We start from the raw sequence: 17,750 nt of genomic DNA, 5'->3' as shown, positions 1-17,750 counted from the left end.
CTATTTGATTTACCTCAAGGTAATTCTACCCTCTACTAAAAGTATAGAGGAGTGATTCATTGATGTATAAAAAGTATAATTACTGAGTTATTTCTTGGAGAAATTAATTTCTTCTGCCCCCAAAACCACCTCTACGACGTGTACTAAATTGTTCGATCATCTCTTCGATTTTCTTTTTCGAAACGTTATCAAATTCATCTTGAGAGACTTTTTTTCCTTTTGTTGGTATTTTAATCAGATCATCTTTCGTGTTCAACACAATTTTATTGCACAACAATGTATTTCTTCCTTGTTGTACTTCTAAAATTAATCCTGGTAATCCCCAAAATTCTCCAGGACCTTGATTAATGGGAATCTCTGGCGTGTACCATGCGACTACTTCAATTTCTTTAGAAGCACTACTATCTGTTTTTGTGGTTACATCTTTGCTTTCTTCTTCGCCTTTATTTCTGAGTTCTCTTGCTTTTCTTCGAATACTGCGCCAATCGGCAACATCGCTTATTATTTTTGTGGTTACCGCCTTAAAGCATGTATAATTTCCTATTTGCTTAGTTTCATTTAGCATAGTCCATTTGTATTGCTGTATTGAATCTTGAATGAGAAAATTTTTACCATAAAACTCCCTTTGATCATAATAGACCTTATCTATAATATTTTTATAATAGTTATTTGAAGTAAAACCAGACATCATTGCACCCCACCTACCACTATTACCAGATTCTTCTAATTGAGATTCTTGTTTATATGCCGACGCTTCTTTATTAAAAGTGAGTATAAAAGTTTTTTCTGAAGCGGACTTTAAACGTTCGGTAATTGCTTTCTTTTGGTCTTCAGACATTTGTCTTCCTCCAAAATTCGCATCCACGCTTGTTTTACTAAAATAATAGGCTTTTCCTTGAAATTCTTGGGCATTACCCCATATTACTGTTGTGAGCAGAAATAACATTACGATTTTTTTCATGTGATACTTATTTATATAAAAAATAGTAAGACCACAGTATTACCTCTTGGTTTAATCCCAGAAAGTTAATCTTATCTTAAATTATCCCCCAATACGAATCCTCATACTTTCCTGACCATTTCTTCTTGGCATTCGATCTTGCATTTCTTTCATTTTCTTTTGCATTACCTCTTCAAATTTTTCTTGAGTAACTACCTTTCCTTTTCCCGGTTCATTAATTTCAAGTTTCTTTTTAGGATTAAGTACAATTTTGTTACATAACATATTTTGTTCCCCATCATTAACTTCTAAAATCAATCCAGGTAATCCCCAAAAATCATCTGGTCCATGGGCCACAGGTATTTCTGGTGTATACCATGCAGTTATGGTCAATTCTTCTTCTTGAACTTCTTCCTTTTCTTCACTATCTATAGTACTACTTTGGAAACGTTCTACCGTTCGTTTTGCTGTAGCTTTATAACAAGTATAATTTCCTATTTTTTTGGTTTCATTTTCAAGTGTCCAGTCCAATTTCTCTAGCTTATCTTTAACCAAAAAAATTTTACCAAATACATCTCGCTTATCTGCAAAACGTTCTTCTTTGACATTTTTATACGATACATCACCGCCTCCACCTCCGGCAATCATGATACGTATTCCCGAAGATGGTTGAGGAGCACCAAGGCTTTCTACTTCTTTGTAAACAGATTCTGATGCATTAAAATGTAAAGTAAATTCTTTTTGAAATTGTTTTTTAAGCATTTCCTGAATTTGCTTTTGCATATCAGGATTAGTTCTTGAGTCATTAAGCTTAAGGTCTATTTTTCGATTAGTTTGATAGGTTACTACTCCTTGAAAACCTTGAGCGATTATACTCTGGGATATAAAGAAAATAATCAATAATATAATTCGTAACATAACATTCGTTTTTTGATGAATACTTCTGCAAATATGATAACTAAGCCTTAACTCATGAGTTAAGTAGTGTTAACGAGTGTTAACCGATTCGTTTTATATCTAATAAGAAACTTACTTTTGATATATGAGAAAAGGGAGTTACAAAAACATTTTATACTTTATTACTGCGGTTATTATCATCACGCTTGCCATACAGGTGTATTGGAATTATAAAAATTATAAAACCGGAAAACAGCAGTTAATCAATGAAGTGCAAATTAGTCTAGATAATGCTGTAGACGAATATTTTACTGAGTTAGCCAAAGAAAATGCGGTATTTATTATGCCGAATAACATGATGACCAAGGCGGCGAAACAAATGCATCACATGCAAAAAAACATAGTTGCTAGCACTAATTTTAAGCATCTTGACTCCTTTAAACTCAATGAGAACACTAATATTTCAATAGTAAAGGATTCAACCACTCAAGGTATTCATATTATAAGAAGTCCAAATTTAAGTAGAACTGAAGCAAATCAAAAAGTTATGGATATTATGCTTTGTCTAGAAAAAGGCCAGATTAAAAAACATAATTCGGACAGCATTAATGAAGTCTTTAGTAACCTAGCCACCAAAGCAATAGTATCCATCACTCAAGATTCGTTAAAGCTGACTACAATAAATTCTTATCTGCAACGAGAGTTATCTAGAAAAAACATTAATGTTGACTATGGATTACGGTTTATTAACCCTTTTGGGGTTAGAGAAGAAATCGGCGGAAAAGCTATAAAATCCGCAGTACTACACACCAAATCAAAATCTTCTTTTTTACCAAGACTAAGCTCATTAGAGTTATTTTTCACCAACGAAAAGTTAACCATTTTCAGAAAAAACTTACTAGGAATTTTACTATCTTTTACATTAGTTGGAGCGGTTATTGGCTGTTTATTGTTTTTATTGCGGATCATTTATCATCAAAAGCAACTCGCCGAATTAAAAAATGATCTGATTAGTAATATTACTCATGAGTTTAAAACACCCATAGCTACTATTAGTGCTGCCTTAGAAAGTATTCAAAGTTTTAATACAACAAATGATCCCGAAAAGACAAAAAAATATGTCGAAATCTCAACAGATCATTTAAGCAAGTTGAACACTATGGTCGAAAAAATATTAGAAACTGCAACGCTGGATAGCGAAGAACTTGAGCTTGATTTTGAAGAAATTGATCTAGTACAGATGATAGATTCTATAATTAAAAAACACCAAGGAAATTCTTCAAATAAAAAAATTACACTAGATCACTCTCAAGAAAATATATGGAAAAAAGTAGACCCGTTTCATTTTGAAAATGCCCTTAACAATATTATCGATAATGCCATCAAATATGGTGGGGATATTATAAAAGTGGTTATAAAAGGCCAAAGATCTGGTGTTATCATTGAAATTATAGATAATGGCGTTTCATTAAATAAAACACATCGTGAGCGGATTTTTGATAAATTTTATCGGGTACCAAAAGGCAATGCTCATGACATTAAAGGCTTTGGAATCGGTTTATTTTATACCAAAACTATTATTGAAAAACATAAAGCAACAATACAATTAATACTAGAACAAGGACAAACAAATTTTAAAATTAATTTACCCAATGGTTGAAATTATTGAAATATTACTCGCCGAGGATGAGCCATCATTAGGTCAAATTATTAAAGAAAGTTTAGAAACTCGCAATTTTTATGTGCATCTAGCAAAAAATGGCGAAGAGGCATACAACTTATATAAAACTAAACAACCTCAACTTCTTGTTTTGGATGTTATGATGCCAAAAAAAGATGGTTTTACATTGGCCAAAGAAATTAGGAATGAAGACAATTCAATCCCTATTATTTTTCTAACAGCAAAATCACAAACACAAGATGTTGTAGAAGGTTTTACAATAGGCGGCAATGATTATCTCAAAAAACCCTTTAGTATCGAAGAACTCATAGTACGAATCAATAACTTATTACAAAGAACCAAAGTACAAGCAAGTTCTAATATCATTTCTATCGGCAAGTATGTGTTCGATTTCCAGAAACAATTGTTAACTTTTAAGGAAGAAACGCAACAACTTACTCATAGAGAGGCTCATTTACTATTTCATCTAGTAAAAAATCAAAATCAGGTATTGGATCGTTCTTTAATTCTTAAAAAATTATGGGGGGATGATGATTTTTTTAACGGAAGGAGTATGGATGTTTTTATTACAAAACTTAGAAAAAAACTAAAAAAAGATGATTCTATACAAATCATCAATGTACGCGGTTACGGATATAAATTAGTCGTTTAAGACTTGTGTTAACTATGATAACAACTCTATATACAAAAGTTAGAAATTCAAAAATTACCCTCTCACATAAATTCTTTTTTATATCTCTTTTATCTTCCTCATAAAATCCACTATATTTACCCCAAACTATAACCAACTGTTTTAACAGAAGGATCCCCCAGTAAAAAAACAATCAACTATGCATATAGCGATAGCTGGAAACATCGGTGCCGGAAAAACTACATTGACCCGATTACTTGCTAAACATTATAAATGGGAACCCCATTTTGAGGATGTTTTAGAAAACCCTTACTTGGAGGATTTTTATAACAAAATGGAACGGTGGTCGTTTAATCTTCAAATTTACTTCCTCAATAGTCGTTTTAGACAAATCCTGGATATACGTGAGAGTGGGAAAGATATTATCCAAGACAGAACTATCTACGAAGATGCATATATTTTTGCTCCCAACTTACATGCAATGGGATTGATGACTAATAGAGATTTTGAAAATTACAAATCACTATTTGATCTTATGGAAGCGGTTGTAGAAGGCCCTGATTTATTAATATATCTTCGAAGTAGTATTCCAAATTTGGTAGCACAAATTCATAAACGAGGTCGTGAGTATGAAAATACAATTAGTATAGATTACTTAAGCAGGCTAAATGAGCGATATGAAGCTTGGGCACACGACTATGACAAAGGTAATCTTCTTATTGTAGATGTGGACCATCTCAATTTTGTAGATAATCCTGAAGATTTAGGTAACATCATTAATCGAATTGATGCTGAACTTAACGGTTTATTCTAAGATCTAAAATTAATCTTGTCATTTCGCATTTACAATAAATAAGATCTATTCTTTGTAGGAATATTTTTTAAAAAACTTATATTGTTATATTAAATCGTATACAATCCAACGATGGAGGTTTTCTTTTTTATAGGTATTGCAATTAGCTCTTTACTAGCATTACTTATATTTAGCAAAGAAAAACAATCTTTTAGTGATAAAATATTTGGGGTTTGGCAAATTATTTTAGTCTTTCATTTTTCACTATTATACATTAGGCATTCTGATATAATATACAAATACCCTCATTTTATTGGTATTGACACTTCGTTTGTCCTACTCTATATTCCTTTCATTTTCTTTTACACACGTACCGTTATAAACAAACGACTTAGCTATAAAAACTATGTCATACATCTGCTCCCTTTTTTATTGGTTAATTTAGGACTTTTATTTTCTTTTTATCTAATGCCCGGAGTAGAAAAACTAACGCTATTCTTAGAGCAATTCTCAAGAAAAAAAATATATTCTATTGTTGATTTAATAGTGTTAATACAGGCTTTGGTATACTTCCCATTGTTAATCGTTATGCTTAAAAAATACAATAACAATATTTCCAAAAAACCAGTAAAAACAGATACTGTTACATCTTTCTGGTTAGAAAAAATAATCATTGGTGCCTGTTTTATAATAGGTATTAATTTCATCATTTATTTTTTCTACCTATCTACCGATCTTTTTTCCACTACTTTTTTTAGTAAAATCAGTATCATTAACATCTGTTTATTTCAGGCTTCTCTTGGATATTTAGGAATCAAACACACGTCTATATTTACTTTTAGTACCGGAAATAAAAAAACCAGATTAGGTAAATATCATAAAACAGGTTTAAAAAAAGTGGCTTCCGAAAAACACTTCAAAATTTTGATAGAGTACATGACAGACAATAAACCCTATTTGGATCCAGACCTTAACCGAAATACATTGGCATCCCAAATCGGAATTTCTTCGAACCATCTATCTCAAATAATTAATCAAAAAACGAATCATAACTTTTATGCTTTTGTAAATGAGTTTAGAATTAAAGAAGCAAAAAAAATTCTTCAAGATCATGCTTCTAATCAGTATACCATTTTAGCCATTGCAAATGATTCTGGCTTTAAATCTAAATCAGTTTTTAATGAATTATTCAAAAAACAATATGGTATGACACCATCGCAATTCAGAAAATCCAATACCACTTCAAAATAGTTGTACGCACCTATCCGCCAGGTCGATTTCTATCTTCTTTTTATTGATCTTACCCCTGTAAATTTCAATACTTATGGATAAAAACAAATTATTTTCAGAGAAAAAATCACAACATCAATTAAGAAACGAACCCTTAATTACAGGAGGTTTAATCATTCTTTTAATAGGCCTAACAGCTTTAGGTCAAATAGGTTTCATTGCTTCTTTATTATTAATATTAACCATTCATTGGTTCATGAAGAGCTCTATAGATGAATTAGGATTATTAGCTCCAAAATCATGGACAAAAACTATTGTAATAGGAGTCATTCTTACCATCCTTATTTTACTTTTTTTTACGATCATTAATCCAGTACTTTTAAAACTATTCCCTAATGAAATCAAAGATCTTAGTAGATTTAACACCATTAAGGATAATGAATTTATGTTACTCGTGGCAATAGTAAGTTCTTGGGTAACTGCAGGGTTTGGAGAAGAATTGATCTGGAGAGGATACATTTTAAAAAATCTGGCTATACTATTTGGTAATAAAAAAACTTCCTGGGTGCTAAGCTTGATAATCACCTCATTGCTATTTGGCTGTATTCATTATTATCAGGGAGTAGTAGGTATGGTTCAAACGGGGCTCGTAGGTCTTCTTTTAGGTATAATCTATATCAGGAATGGGAAAAAGAATCTGTGGCTTAATATAATCATACATGGATCTATCGATACGATTAGCATGGTAGCATTATATTTTGGCGTTGTATAAAAACATATTAAAGGATAATCAAATTCATTCTTATTATTTTTAATTCATCATTTCTTTTACCTTAGCAAGCTGTATTGATACTATTACACTTTATCAGAATGGATTTTAATGCTTTATTTCAATTTCTTGAAGAGTTACAAGATAATAATCATAAAGAATGGATGGATGCTAATAGAAAGCGCTATCAAAAACTAAGAAATTCTTTCGTACTATGGCTGGATGAGTTAGATACACGGTTAGCTCAAATTGATCCTGATTATTATCCAACACCAGGTAAAAAAGGTGTTAATCGTATAAATAACAATCTTCTTTTTCATCCCAATAAGCCAATATATAAGGATCATTTGGGAGCTGGACTTGATCAACTCACTAAACAAGGAGATTTTTATATCGAAATTGGCATCTCCAAGGGTGCATTGGCAGGTGGGTATTGGCGACCAGAAAATAAAACATTACAAAGTATTAGAGAAGCCATAGATTATAATGGAGAAGAACTTGTAAAAATCATAAACAAAAAAAGTTTCAAAAATACTTTTGGAAACTTATATGCCCAAGATGATAAGCTTAAGTCTGCTCCCAAAGGGTATAACAAGGATCATGAACATATCGATCTACTTCGCTATCGTACATTTGCAGTTACTTATGACTTAAAAAAAGAGGACATTCTCAAAGATGATTTTGTAGATAAAATCATCAAAATCTATAAAGAAATGCTTCCTTTTAGAAGATATCTAAGACAAGCAGTAACAGTATAGTAATCCATCTATACTTAATTAAATTTTAGATTCCCGTTATATTCTATACCTTCTTATTCGTGGGATTTCTAACTCAAGATATAGTCATTGTTTTCATGCTATAGAACCTCTTTAAAAACTACCATCTCAAACTTGTAAAACTTGTAGTTTAAATTTATAAATATCAAGAAACTTCACTTGTGTTTTATGGTGATAATTAAATAATTTAGTCGAAAACCATTTTGGTTTTGATCAAAACCACTTGCTTAAAAAGTTCAAAATCAAACAAATACAAACCATCATTCTTAAACTTAAATTATGAAAAATATTTTCACACTATTCATCATTTTCTTTGCGGCTACGTTATTAGCTGTTGGACAAACCAAACCGCGAATTATTGTAGAAACAGACATTGGTGGTGACGCAGACGATCAAGCTACTCTTGTTAGATTTTTATTGTACGCCAATGAATTTAATATTGAAGGCATTATTCTAAGCAGACCAAAAAACAAGTACGGTACCGATCCCTTATTTAATGACCCTACTAATTCTAATGATCCTTATCAAATGACTAGGCGCTATCTTGCAAAGTATGGTGAGATAGTAAATAATCTAAATGCACATGCTCCAGCAGAACGAAAGTACCCCTCTAGATCCTATCTAGAATCTATTACAAAATGGGCTCATACTACAAGCAACAGACCAAGCGATGCAGGAGTAAACCGTATTATCGCAGCCTTACAAGAAGATTTTGGCCCTTGCCCCAACTCTAATCCCCCTTGTCCCAACCCAGATATTCGTGGAACTATTTGGTACACGAATTGGGGGTCTAATGATCGCACAGGAAGTAGTTTAAAAAGAGCTCTGGATCGTATTAAAGCTGGTGGAGTAGCAGGGTTAAATTATGAGGATGTTGTAAATCGAATTCGGTTTGTAGAGTATGAAAATTTAAATGGAAGTAGTCTAATAGGTTGTCATTTGCCAGAAGTAAGATTTGCTATGGATACTTTTTTACCAGGTACCGGTGGCACTCGATGGGCAGCCCGATGGGAAGCTTTAACTGGGGATAAAAGCTGGATTAAAAACACTAATAATGTAAACAACGGATTATCTCGCTGGTATACTACCGCCAAAGAAGGAGATACCATGACCTGGATGCACCTTATTGATAATGGAATCAATATAAAAGGATCGCCAGATAGTGGTGGATGGTCTGGTAGATACACTAACTTATCCAATAATGATCGCTGTGATGGAAGTTACCCTAACAGCGATTATAACAATGGGTTCTGGAAATGCAATGTAAGTGACGCATCGCCTACTAATAATGCAATCAATAGAGATAATACTCTAATACGTTGGGGAACTAGTAACAGTAAAGCCACCGATATAATAAATGATTTTAGAGCCAGATGGAAATGGACCAGAAGTGCTACAAGAACAAGTGCCAATCATGCTCCTGAACCAAAAGTATCTGCAAAAGATGTTAATGGCAATGTGTTTATGACTTCTACGGGCACTACTCCTATATTTGAGTTTACATCTGCCGGTGTAGATATACAATTAGACGCTTCGGCCTCTTCTGACCCTGATGATAATTCATTAAAATACCAATGGGTACTCTATAAAGAACTTACAGATCCCAGTTTAAGAAATACCGTAATTACAAATCCAAATTCGGCCAAGACTACTATTAAAATACCCAATGTTAATGTTGAAGGACTCATAAGTCTATACCTTAGAGTTACAGACGTTCCTGGAGGGAGTAAAATCCCAATTACAAGATACCAAAGAGTGACTTTCAAAACCTTAGGATTACCGTATCTACCTCCGGCAATGAAAATGGTAAACCAATCTAACCACGCATTACCACCAAATTTGATTATAAATCGCCAATCTAATACTTCGTATCAAGTAAAAGTTCAGGTAACCGAAACCACAACACCTATAAGTAAAATTGAATTTTATAGCAACGGCACCAAAATCTCTGAAGATACTACTGCTCCTTATGTATTTAATTTTAGTAGATCACAACCAGGAACATATAAGATTAAAGCACGGTTATGGTATAACAACAATACCTACAGCGTATATTCTAATGAATCGACAATTACGGTCAAAGATGTATTTATTGCAAGTATACAACCCAACAGTAGTCGCATCTACAGGGTCATGGAAAATTTTGGAAAAGTGCAATACTTTACGGATCGTAACTATAAAGTAACGATTCTACCTAGTTTCTTAAATAGAGCCGAATATATAATGACACCCAATGCAGATAAACGCAGTACCATCGCTAACTTGCTCACCATACGTTTAAACAAACCGGCCGATGTTTACGTAGCTTATGACAGACGTTTACCAAGATTACCCGTATGGTTAAGATCTTATACCGATACCAGAGAACATGTTCGTACATCAGATGGAGCTATTTTTAGATTATATAAAAAGAAATTTAATGCAGGTAATGTTGTTTTAGGCGGTAACGAATCAAGACAAGATAACTCATCTAACTATTTTGTAATGGTGCAAAAACCTCTTGTGTTACCCCCTACCAATTTAATCACCAGTATACAAGTAAGAAGTAGCAGGTCATATAAAGCAATGGCAAATTTTGGTAAAGTTTTATATTATACCGATCGAAGTGATAAAGTGACTATTCATCCAGCTTATCTTACAAATGCCGAATACGTTAAGACTCCAAACAGTGATAAATCTGTACGAAATGACAATTTGTTAACCCTTAATTTAAAGGAAGCAGCAGATGTATATGTGGCTTATGATAGACGGCTACCAAGAATACCCGTATGGCTAAGATCTTATACCGACACCAGAGAGCATATAAGAACTTCTCATGGAGCTATTATGCGTTTATACAAAAAACGTTTTGCAGCTGGGAGAGCAGTTCTAGGAGGTAATGAATCCAGACAATCAAATTCATCAAACTACTTTGTAATTGCTAAACCTGTTTATTCTGTAAGATCATCTGTCGAAATCACTAACAATACAAAAGATATTGAAGTTGATTTTAATCCTTATCCTATACCAACTCCCGACAAGGTTTTTGTTGGCATCACTGCAGAGAAATCATGGGTTCTTCTTAACATTCAAGGCAAAACCATTCAAAAAGGTAAAGGATCAATAGTGGATCTTTCTAAGTTTGCAGATGGAATGTATTTTATAAAAACAGATATTAAAACATATAAAATATTTAAGAAAAGTAATTAAGTATACGTACGTATCATCTATTAAAAACGAAAAAGGAACTGCTTTAAAGCAGTTCCTTTTTTACTTATATCGCGTAAACCCTATGGTTTCTAGTCTATTTTATTTTGTAAATAATCCACAATCATTGCTGTTGCCCCGGTATTACTATTTATAAAATGACCAGCTATCATTCCGGTTTTTTCTCTAAATTTTTTATCTCTTGCTAGTTTATTCATCATTATAGAAAACTCTTCTGCCGTAGATATCGCATACAACCCAGCTAATTTTTGAAGTTGTTTTGCCTCTCTAAATTTGTCAAAATTCTTACCTATAATAATAGGAATTCCAAAAGTAGCTGGTTCTAATATATTATGTAAACCTCCTGTACCCATCGCACCACCAACATATGCAATATCAGCATAACTATACGCTCGAGATAAATACCCAATAGTATTCATGATAAAGACATCCTTATCTTTAAGTACAACATTTTCTTTTTGAGAATATAATACAGTAGGTTTTTGGATTTTTTGTTGCAACGCATTCGTCTTGCTATCTTTAATTTCATGCGGTGCAATTATAAAACATACTTTATCCGAAGTATTATTTATAAAATCAACAAAAACATCTTCATCTTCTGGCCAAGAACTTCCTATCACAATACAGGTTCTCTCATTAACGAATTCGGAAATAAAATCAACATGATTATCCATTTCGATTTGATGGCTAACTCTATCAAATCGCGTATCACCACTTAAAGTAACATTTTCAAAACCCTGTTTTTCTATAAGTGTTTTTGAAATAGAATCTTGCACAAAAAAATGATTAATCGCATATAATGATTTGCGCATAAAACCACCATACCATTTAAAAAAAGCTTGATCTTCTCTAAAAGTTGTTGATATAAAAACTATTGGAATCTTATTGTTTTTTAAAACTTTAAGATAATTAGGCCAAAACTCATATTTCACAAAGACCGCCAACTCTGGTTTAAGTAATCGGATAAATTTCTTTGCGTTTGTTATCGTATCTATCGGGAGATAGACAATCAAATCAGCCAGTGTGCTATTTTTCTTTGCCTCATATCCCGAAGGTGAAAAAAAAGTAACCAATAATTTATGATCAGGATATTTCTTTTTCAATTCTTCCATCACAGGGACTCCTTGTTCATATTCTCCCAAAGAAGCACAATGAAACCATAAAACTCGATCGGCAGAAGTTATTTTATCTTCTATTATGTTAAAAACCTTTTTTCGACCATTAACAAATAGTTTGAGTTTAGGAGTAAATAACCCCACAGCAGGAAGTAACTTACTAAATATTGCTATAAAGATATTATATAAAATACTCAAGAATAATGATTTTATGAAATGCTAAAATACAGCTCTTTTACTATAAAACGTCACTCTAAGCGGTAAAAGAAGTTGTTTTTTATTATATCAATAACTCAAATAAAACTTATTAAAAACAAATTATTCTTATATTTTTTGTTAAAAAAATACTATTTTCACAACAAATAACACACAAACTCACTACTTATGAAATTAAAATCTACTTTAATTGCATTATTTTCATGTGCATTATTATTTTCTCAAAGTTTCTTAGAAGTTCAGCTTCCCAAACCGGATAAGCTAAATCCGTTTTTTGTTGGCCCTTTGCTTAAATCCACTATACATTATGGAGTTACTCCTCCAAATTACAATGGAAAAGTGATTCTATTTAATCATGGATACATTGATCTTAATCAAACACAATTTTTATTTGATAACTCATTCTATCAAGACACATACAATGAAGGGTATCAAGCCGTTTTTGTAGCTACTACACGAGGAGAAGGAATATGGGTTAATGGAAAACTACTAGCAGAATCTATCGATATTGTTACAGAGAAATACAATGTTTCACAAGTATATTTGGTTGGGCACAGTAACGGAGGTAAAGCTTCAGAAGCAGCTATGTTTCAATACAATAAAAACGATAAAGTAACGAAAGCTTTTGCTCTAGGAACTCCTTTTTGGGGAACTTACCTCGCTGATATATCTCAAATGCCATGGTTAAATTGGGCATGGAAATTAACTGGTTTAAATGAAGGTGCTAGAACTTCGACCACATATTATTGCAGAAATGTAGTACGACCTATTTTGGACAATCATCCTAATAATCAACCTGAAAAATTTGTCGTATTAGGGGCTTCAGGTTTTTATAAGGGATCTACCATTGCCGCTCCTGCTTTTTTGGTAACTGGTGGGATTTTACTCCCAATACAAGGAGTTAATGATGGAGTTGCTCCTTACAAAAGCACATTACGACCTGGTGCAGAATATGTTTTTAGGAAAAATGACTCTAGAGCAATTTTTGATCATCTTGATGTTGGATTAGGACAATTTAGTTGGCCATATGTCAAATCATACATCAATAATCGAACGCATAAAAGCAACATCTCCTTTACTAATCAAAATACAACTTCCAAAATAGTAAGCAATTATTATATCCTGCACTCAGAAAATGAATATGACCGAGTACTACTGGATAAAAACTCGACATACGCAGTTGCCGAAATACTTCATGAAAATCCCAATGCTACTTTTCGCGCCTTTGATAAAAATCGAAATAGTATACCAATAGATGAAAACACTATCGAAAACCATAAAACAGTTATACCAATTTCTGAAAATAATATTGGGCTAAAAAGTGATACAAAATTTGCCGCTTTTATAAGACAGAAAAGCGATATAAAAATGTCTCTAGAACAAATATCTAATGATAATCACCCACTCTTAAAAGTAGATGTGTATTCTGAAAATGATCACACAAATGAAAAACTAATACGTAACACCAAAGTTCGAGCAGTACTTATAAAAACCTCAAGAATTGATGGAACACCAACACAAAACGAAACAAAAGTGGTTATGTTTGACAAAAAAGGATCTAGTTTTTATTTTAATACGACAAATTTAGAAGATGGGGTATATAGCTTGTTTTTAAATGCTGAAAACACACATAATTTCAGAAGAAGTATTATTTCAGGATTCGTAGTAGGCGATATAAAAAATGGCATATCATCCATAGGGGAGTTAAATACGAATTCTATTCCAGAAGATCTGATCAAAATAGTTCCAAATTCTATTCAAGACAGAGCCTCTCTTATAATTCAACGCAAGGTCTTAAAAAATGACCTTTCCATCACCATATATGACATCACAGGAAGGCATATCAAGGATTTTACGATCCAAATGACGACAAGTAATAATACTGATATCTCGTCTTATCTTCAATCCCTTAATCCTGGTATGTATTTACTTAAAGCTAACGACTATAACACTATAAAATTTGTGAAAAAATAAGATATTATAATGGGAGTAAAGTATTTTTCATCCCTTTTAAATAAAGTACTTTGCTCCATTTCTAATTTAAAAGATAAATATGTATCAAAAAATAGCATTGCATTGGCTATAGCATCATTATTTTGTACTTTCGTGAGGTTACAATACACATATACATGAAGAAAATACAAATGGTTGACCTTAAGGGTCAATATGAGCATATCAAAGAACAAGTAAATTCATCTGTCCTTAATGTTATAGATTCAACAGCTTTTATAAATGGACCTGAGGTTCATAGTTTCCAAAAAGAATTAGAAGAATATTTAGATGTAAAACACGTCATCCCCTGTGCAAATGGTACAGATGCCCTGCAAATAGCTATGATGGGATTAGATTTAAAACCAGGTGATGAAGTAATTACCGCCGATTTTACCTTTGCAGCCACAGTTGAAGTTATTGCCTTATTACAACTTACTCCAGTTTTGGTCGACGTGGATCCTGATTCATTTAATATTGATTTAGATGCAATTCGCAAGGCCATTACACCAAAAACAAAAGCTATAGTACCCGTACATTTATTTGGTCAAAGTGCAAAAATGGATGAGATCATGGAAATTGCCAAGGAGCATAATTTGTATGTTATAGAAGATAATGCGCAAGGAATAGGTGCCGATTATACATCTTCTCATGGTAAAGTTGCCAAAACAGGTACTATTGGACATGTAGCGTCGACTTCGTTTTTTCCATCCAAAAACTTAGGATGTTATGGAGATGGTGGCGCTATTTTTACCAATGATGATGACTTAGCACATACTATTCGTGGTATTGTAAATCATGGTATGTATAAAAGATACCACCATGATGTTGTTGGTGTTAACTCTAGACTAGACTCTATACAAGCAGCCGTTTTAAGAGCAAAATTGCCTAATCTAGATCATTACAATAATGCAAGAAGAGCAGCTGCCAGAAAGTATAATGAAGCTTTAAAAGGCATTGAGAATATAATTACTCCAAAAATTTCAGGAAATACATGTAACACTCATAAAGATGTGATCTGCGATACCTGTAATTGTCATGTGTTTCATCAATATACATTAAGAGTAGTCGATACCGATCGAGATGCTCTAGTAAAACATCTTAATGATAATGGTATCCCCTGCGGTGTATATTACCCTATACCATTACATAGTCAAAAAGCATATCGGGATGATCGCTATAATGAAGCTGATTTTCCTGTTACGAATCAATTAATTAAAGAAGTAATCTCTCTACCCATGCATACAGAGTTGGATGATGAGCAGATTGGTTTTATCACTAAGACGATTATTGATTTTGTAAATTCATAAGTTTCACACAAATTCTTCATACCATGCAAAAATTACATATTCTTATTTTCGTATTTGTTTGTACTTTTTTTTCTCAAGCGCAAGACATCTATTTACAATGCGGAAAGGTAATAGATACAAAAACTGGTAAAGTACTTACCGAAAAAACGATTGTTGTTTCTGGAAATAAAATTTCCAAAATTCAAGATGGGTATACTACCGGAAAAAAAGATGACACTACCATTGATCTTAAAAATAAAACGGTTATGCCTGGTCTTATCGACATGCATGTACATATCGAAGGAGAAACCAATCCTAAGGCATATTTAAAACGATATACCGATAACGAAGCTGATTTGGCTTTTGATGCCGTTGGGTTTGCCAAAATATCACTTATGGCCGGCTTTACTACAGTTCGTGATCTTGGTGGTAGTGGCGTAAACATTGCACTAAGAAAAGCAATTGCGCAAGGAAAAATTGTTGGTCCCAGGGTATTTACAGCAGGTAAAATATTATCAACAACAGGTGGACATGGTGATCCTACGAATGGAGGCAAAAAATCATTAATCGGAGACCCAGGACCAAAAGAAGGTGTAGTTAACAGTGTTGAAGATGCTAGAAAAGCGGTAAGACAACGTTATAAAAATGGTGCAGATCTTATTAAAATTACGGCAACGGGTGGAGTATTAAGTGTGGCAAAAAGTGGATCTAATCCTCAGTTCACTATTGAAGAAATAAAAGCTATTTGCGAAACAGCAAAGGATTATGGTTTTCATGTAGCTGCTCACGCTCATGGAGATGAAGGAATGCGACGCGCAGTTCTTGGTGGCGTAAAAACTATAGAACATGGTACGCTTATGAGTGAAAAAACCATGGATCTCATGAAACAACATGATGCTTATCTTGTACCTACGATTACCGCAGGGAAAGAAGTGACAGAAAAAGCAAGGATCGATGGATATTATCCTGCGATTATTGTTCCTAAAGCATTAGATATTGGTCCAAAAATCCAGAATACCTTTAAAAAAGCGTATGAACGTGGTGTAGGTATAGCCTTTGGAACTGATGCCGGAGTGTTTAAGCATGGGCAAAACGGAAAAGAATTTGGTTTTATGGTAGAAGCTGGCATGCCGGCTATCGAAGCTATACAAAGTGCGACCACAACAAATGCCAAAATCCTTAATATGGAAAATGAATTAGGGCAAATCACTGCAGGTTTTCTAGCAGATATAGTTGCCGTAAACGATGATCCTACTCAAAAGATTGATACAATGGAAAATATTGTTTTTGTAATGAAAGAGGGAAAAATTTACAAGCAATAAACAGACATCGTTGAATGTATAAGTATGGATTAAGGGGTTAATCAATTTGGAATATTCATGACAGAACTAAATCACCAATGCAAGAACTGTGAGCATCAATATCAAGGAGAATATTGCAACCAATGCGGGCAAAAAAGAATTATTGAACGATGGACAATAAAAAAACTATTTAATAATGCTCTTACAGCAGTTCTTAATCTAGAAAAAGGATATTTCTATACATTTAATAGACTTCTTGTAAATCCAGGTGAGGTTGTAGAAAACTATTTAAATGGCAATACAGTTAAGTATTCTAACCCCTTTAGATATGCATTAATAGGCATAGCTATAAGTATCTTTTTTATTTTCACACTAGGTGTATGGGATTTACAAGTAGATGGTATGGTCGAAATGTATCGAAATTTAGGAATAATTCAAAATGATGCCGATGAACTTGTGATGCGTGAGAGAATGGGAATAGGTACCAAATTCATGAATTTTCTTCCTTTTTTCATGATTCCATTTATTTCGCTTAGCTCCAAATTGTTTTTAGAGCGATATAAGTTGTACTATGCTGAGCATTTTATCATGAATACGCTCTTATTGGGGCAAGCCACCTTGTATGGCGTTCTTGTTTCAATATCGATATACTTTCTTCCTGATTATATAAGTCTTATTTTTGTTTTAGGAATCCTTATTGCCGCATTTGTTTATTGCAAAATGTTTCATCATTTATTTAAGATAAGCTATGTTAAAGGATTCTTTTTGGGTCTTTTGATATATCTATTTGGGTATATGTTTTTTATAATATTTGTCTCGATCATTACTGTTATAGCCATTATTTTGTCTCTTATTTTTAAAGCTGTTTTCTAATTACACGTAACTTATAGCTCATAGATTAACTACAAAAACATGA

Annotated in this window: 14 protein-coding genes; 11 read left to right on the top strand and 3 right to left on the bottom strand. The window is 32.8% G+C overall.

The genetic code is table 11. The features are described 5' to 3' along the window. Positions 1-103 precede the first annotated feature (103 nt). Both DK508_RS05180 and DK508_RS05175 read right to left on the bottom strand, forming a co-directional pair. Entirely contained in the window at positions 104-961 is an 858-nt protein-coding gene (locus tag DK508_RS05180) for a GLPGLI family protein (RefSeq protein ID WP_109299685.1), read from the bottom strand. An 81-nt stretch (positions 962-1,042) separates the two neighbouring features. Next, on the bottom strand, positions 1,043-1,858 hold the full coding sequence (locus tag DK508_RS05175; RefSeq protein ID WP_109299684.1) for a GLPGLI family protein: 816 nt from the start codon (positions 1,856-1,858) through the stop codon (positions 1,043-1,045). A 124-nt stretch (positions 1,859-1,982) separates the two neighbouring features. On the opposite strand from DK508_RS05175, the gene DK508_RS05170 reads away from it, so the two are divergent. From DK508_RS05170 to DK508_RS05140, 7 genes are all read left to right on the top strand, one after another. After that, positions 1,983-3,497, top strand: a complete 1,515-nt coding sequence (locus DK508_RS05170; RefSeq protein WP_109299683.1) for a cell wall metabolism sensor histidine kinase WalK — start codon at positions 1,983-1,985, stop codon at positions 3,495-3,497. After that, positions 3,490-4,170 carry a response regulator transcription factor gene (locus DK508_RS05165; protein WP_109299682.1) on the top strand — a complete coding sequence of 227 codons (681 nt, stop codon included), beginning with the start codon at positions 3,490-3,492 and terminating at the stop codon, positions 4,168-4,170. The genes DK508_RS05170 and DK508_RS05165 overlap by 8 nt, the downstream gene beginning before the upstream one ends. 178 nt (positions 4,171-4,348) lie before the next feature. Continuing rightward, positions 4,349-4,963, top strand: a complete 615-nt coding sequence (locus tag DK508_RS05160; RefSeq protein ID WP_109299681.1) for a deoxynucleoside kinase — start codon at positions 4,349-4,351, stop codon at positions 4,961-4,963. Between the two features lie 111 nt (positions 4,964-5,074). Further along, positions 5,075-6,193, top strand: a complete 1,119-nt coding sequence (locus DK508_RS05155) for a helix-turn-helix domain-containing protein (RefSeq protein ID WP_109299680.1) — start codon at positions 5,075-5,077, stop codon at positions 6,191-6,193. A 73-nt stretch (positions 6,194-6,266) separates the two neighbouring features. Further along, entirely contained in the window at positions 6,267-6,944 is a 678-nt protein-coding gene (locus tag DK508_RS05150; protein WP_109299679.1) for a CPBP family intramembrane glutamic endopeptidase, read from the top strand. A 98-nt stretch (positions 6,945-7,042) separates the two neighbouring features. Beyond that, complete coding sequence (locus tag DK508_RS05145) at positions 7,043-7,699, top strand: DUF2461 domain-containing protein (RefSeq protein WP_109299678.1); 657 nt, start codon at positions 7,043-7,045, stop codon at positions 7,697-7,699. A 297-nt stretch (positions 7,700-7,996) separates the two neighbouring features. Further along, positions 7,997-10,906 (top strand): nucleoside hydrolase-like domain-containing protein, encoded by a 2,910-nt coding sequence (locus DK508_RS05140; RefSeq protein ID WP_109299677.1) that lies wholly within the window; start codon positions 7,997-7,999, stop codon positions 10,904-10,906. A gap of 89 nt (positions 10,907-10,995) precedes the next feature. Here the strand turns inward: DK508_RS05140 and DK508_RS05135 are convergent, their stop codons facing one another. Next, positions 10,996-12,237, bottom strand: a complete 1,242-nt coding sequence (locus DK508_RS05135) for a 3-deoxy-D-manno-octulosonic acid transferase (RefSeq protein ID WP_109299676.1) — start codon at positions 12,235-12,237, stop codon at positions 10,996-10,998. 186 nt (positions 12,238-12,423) lie between these two features. Between DK508_RS05135 and DK508_RS05130 the strand changes: the two genes are divergently transcribed. The 4 genes from DK508_RS05130 (at position 12,424) to DK508_RS05110 (ending at position 17,707) form a co-directional block, all read left to right on the top strand. Next, a complete protein-coding gene (locus DK508_RS05130; protein WP_109299675.1) occupies positions 12,424-14,229 on the top strand; it encodes a T9SS type A sorting domain-containing protein in 1,806 nt (601 codons plus the stop codon). 155 nt (positions 14,230-14,384) lie between these two features. After that, positions 14,385-15,554 carry a DegT/DnrJ/EryC1/StrS aminotransferase family protein gene (locus tag DK508_RS05120; protein WP_109299673.1) on the top strand — a complete coding sequence of 390 codons (1,170 nt, stop codon included), beginning with the start codon at positions 14,385-14,387 and terminating at the stop codon, positions 15,552-15,554. Positions 15,555-15,577: 23 nt separating this feature from the next. After that, on the top strand, positions 15,578-16,855 hold the full coding sequence (locus DK508_RS05115) for an amidohydrolase family protein (RefSeq protein ID WP_109299672.1): 1,278 nt from the start codon (positions 15,578-15,580) through the stop codon (positions 16,853-16,855). Positions 16,856-16,912: 57 nt separating this feature from the next. Next, a complete protein-coding gene (locus tag DK508_RS05110; RefSeq protein ID WP_109299671.1) occupies positions 16,913-17,707 on the top strand; it encodes a DUF3667 domain-containing protein in 795 nt (264 codons plus the stop codon). The last annotated feature ends 43 nt before the right edge of the window (positions 17,708-17,750 follow it).

It is taken from the genome of Aquimarina sp. AU474 (assembly GCF_900312815.1).
GTDB lineage: Bacteria > Bacteroidota > Bacteroidia > Flavobacteriales > Flavobacteriaceae > Aquimarina.
This window is presented reverse-complemented; position numbering and strand designations above follow the sequence as displayed.